The sequence below is a fragment of the Variovorax sp. 01T432 genome, assembly GCF_056398605.1.
The window spans coordinates 1-2,600 of sequence record NZ_JBFTPS010000117.1 but is presented as its reverse complement, the minus strand read 5'-3'; the positions used below and the strand labels follow the sequence as shown (position 1 = coordinate 2,600).

General features: G+C 62.2%; 3 protein-coding genes and 3 pseudogenes. 1 reads left to right on the top strand and 5 read right to left on the bottom strand.

Features of this window, described 5'->3' with window-relative positions:
- Both istB and AC1DNF_RS35430 read right to left on the bottom strand, forming a co-directional pair.
- Window positions 1-634 (bottom strand): annotated as a pseudogene (istB, locus tag AC1DNF_RS35435) (IS21-like element helper ATPase IstB); the annotation flags it as partial.
- Window positions 635-651: 17 nt separating this feature from the next.
- Window positions 652-1,095 carry a hypothetical protein gene (locus AC1DNF_RS35430; protein WP_478153579.1) on the bottom strand — a complete coding sequence of 148 codons (444 nt, stop codon included), beginning with the start codon at window positions 1,093-1,095 and terminating at the stop codon, window positions 652-654.
- On the opposite strand from AC1DNF_RS35430, the pseudogene AC1DNF_RS35425 reads away from it, so the two are divergent.
- Window positions 1,082-1,540: pseudogene (locus AC1DNF_RS35425) on the top strand (IS30 family transposase); the annotation flags it as partial. The gene AC1DNF_RS35430 and the pseudogene AC1DNF_RS35425 overlap by 14 nt on opposite strands.
- Here AC1DNF_RS35425 and AC1DNF_RS35420 read toward each other — a convergent pair.
- The 3 genes and pseudogenes from AC1DNF_RS35420 to AC1DNF_RS35410 form a co-directional block, all read right to left on the bottom strand.
- Complete coding sequence (locus AC1DNF_RS35420) at window positions 1,534-1,689, bottom strand: pyridoxamine 5'-phosphate oxidase family protein (protein WP_478153577.1); 156 nt, start codon at window positions 1,687-1,689, stop codon at window positions 1,534-1,536. The pseudogene AC1DNF_RS35425 and the gene AC1DNF_RS35420 sit on opposite strands and share 7 nt — an antisense overlap.
- Before the next feature lie 164 nt (window positions 1,690-1,853).
- Window positions 1,854-2,399 carry a carboxymuconolactone decarboxylase family protein gene (locus AC1DNF_RS35415; RefSeq protein ID WP_478153575.1) on the bottom strand — a complete coding sequence of 182 codons (546 nt, stop codon included), beginning with the start codon at window positions 2,397-2,399 and terminating at the stop codon, window positions 1,854-1,856.
- Between the two features lie 37 nt (window positions 2,400-2,436).
- Window positions 2,437-2,600, bottom strand: a pseudogene (locus AC1DNF_RS35410) (nitroreductase family protein); the annotation flags it as partial.

Here is a 2,600-nt window from a genome sequence, read left to right as displayed (position 1 = left end):
GAAGGCCTGGTCCCACTCGGTGAGATCAAGGTTGCTGGTCACGATGGTGGCAGCACTCTCGTACCGCTCGGCCATGAGCTCATGCAGATCTTCATCGGCCGGCGGGCGAAGAGGCTTGAGGCCGAAGTCGTCAATGATCAGGAGTGACACGCGCGCGAGGTTGGCGAGCTTGCGTTCATAGCCGCCGGTCGCGCGCGCCGCGTTCAACGCCGCGGTTAGTTGCGTGCAGGTGGCGAAGGTCACATCTGCCCCTTGGCGCACCGCGCAGTGGCCCAGTGCCTGCGCCAGATGTGACTTGCCAGTGCCACAAGGCCCCACGATCAGCACCGGCGCGCGCTCGTCGAGATAGCGCCCGGTAGCCAGCTCGTGTACGAGTGCGCGGTTGAGTTGCGGCAGGCGATCGAAGTCGAACTGGTCCAGCGTCTTGTTGCTGCGGAACGCCGCGCGTCGCAACCGGCAGGTGAACTTCTTCTGCTCGCGGCGCGCGACCTCGTCCTCGATGAGCAGGGCGAGGAACTCGGTGTAGGCGAGCTTGGCATCGATGGCCTGGCGATTGCGCGCCTCCTGCGAGTCGAGGATGCCCCGACAGGCGCAGTTGCTTCAGGTGCGGGCTGAGGGCTGGCATGGGGTTCATGATGTGTACTCCTTGGGTCAGTGACGCGGGGCGTCGGGGTTGAACAGCAGTTGCGCGCTGCGCGCGAAGCGTGCGCCCGGCGCGTGGATGTGAGCGCCGTCCGCGACATCCAGCGGTTGCTGGTCGAAGCCGCCGGTGAGGATGGTCTTGACCGTGCGGTAGTACGGGCTCGAATGGAGCAGCGCCCGGGCACAGGCGACTTCCAGGCGCGCGGCGCCAAACCTGTCGCGCAGCCGCAGCACGCCCTGCGCTGCGCGCAGGCGCTCCAGGATGCGGTCGGCCAGCAGCTGATCGATGAGTTTGGCACACGCGGCGCCAACTTCGCGCGCCTGCTGCAGACACCACGCGCAGTCATGTGCAAAGAACTGCCGCGCCGCCGGTGGCAGGTGGTCGCGCACGCTCACGCGTTGGCCCGGACGCAGGCCGCGCGGGTGGCTGGCCACCAACAAAGGTGCGGGCAACAAGTCTTCGGTGGGTGTACTGGTCGAGCGCACCAGTCGGCTGGTGCTGCTGGCCAGGATGGACGACGCGACGGCCGCCTCGGCGCTTGCTGGCTTCTCTGCAAAGCTGAATTCGATTGCCGAGCCGATGCGCCAGAGCCTGACCTACGACCAGGGCAAGGAGATGTCGCGTCACGCGGATCTGGCGGCGCAAACGGGGGTGAAGGTGTACTTCTGCGACCCGCACAGCCCCTGGCAGCGCGGCACCTGCGAGAACACGAACGGCCTGCTTCGTCAGTACATGCCCAAGGGCACAGACCTGAGCTTGTTCAGCCAGGACGAGCTCGATGGGATCGCCGACAGCATGAACAACAGGCCTCGCGCCACGCACGCGTGGCACACGCCTCTGGAGGTGTTCGCACGAACACTGGCATCGTCCCATCAACCGCCAGCGTCAATTCAGTAACTCAACCCCGTTGCGCTTCGGCCTTGAAACCGCCTTGTCAAAGACGCTTTTGGCGAAATATTTGGCATCCCGTCTTCGTTGACTGTCGCGACGAACGACAGTACCGCCTGTTTGATAATCGCCTTCATGTCGGCCGTGATTTCAATCATAGATACCCTCGGTTCGCTGTCACGTACGTTGACTCCTGAGTCTTCCAATAGTAAGCGTCGATCTCACTGAGCCGCACTTCCGAGCCATCAGTCTCGGCCCGTCTCCCTGCACCACTTCCCTAAACCTCTAAGAGAAGGGGCAGTGTCAACGCTCCCGGAAGAGGTTAGATCGCGCCGGCAGGCGTAACGGCGGGAAAGTCCTTGTCGTGATCGAACACGTTATTGAAGAAGTTCGTGAGCGAGTACATGGCCACCAACGCGATGATCTCCATGACGTTCGCATCCGTGTATCCGACATCGCGCACTGCTTTCAAGTCGGCGTCGCTTACCTGGCCGCGAGTCTCGACAACCTTGCGCGCAAACTGGACCGCTGCGTCCCGTTTCGGGTCTGTGGCATTGCCCTTCCGCGCAAGAATGATTTCTTCGGCCGGCAGCTTGGCCATGTGCTGCGCAGTAAAGCTATGAACCGCCAGGCAGTAGTTGCAGCCATTCACTTCGGAGACAGCGAGGCCGATACTGTCACGCGTCTTCACATCGAGCGCCTTGCTCAAGGAGCCGAGCAGGGCAGCCCATGCGTTGAATGCGATCGGGCTCTGCGCGAAGGCAGCCATCATATTTGGGGTGAACCCGATGTTCTTGGTGAACGCATCGAGAGTCGGTTTCGAATCGGTCGGCACCTGTTCCGGCTTCAGAGCAGTAGTTCTTGGCATCGTTATCGTCCTTGAGTTATCGATTTAGTTAATGGTTTTAGACAAAATCCAACACTTCGACGAGCGGTCGGCGCGGCTTCTGCGCCCAGTTTCCCGCACGCTCCGTCCCGATGGACAACAGCATGACCGGCACTTCGTCCTCGGCCAGACCGAACTCGCGATGCACCGCATCGGCGTCAAAACCAATCATCGGAGTCGAAC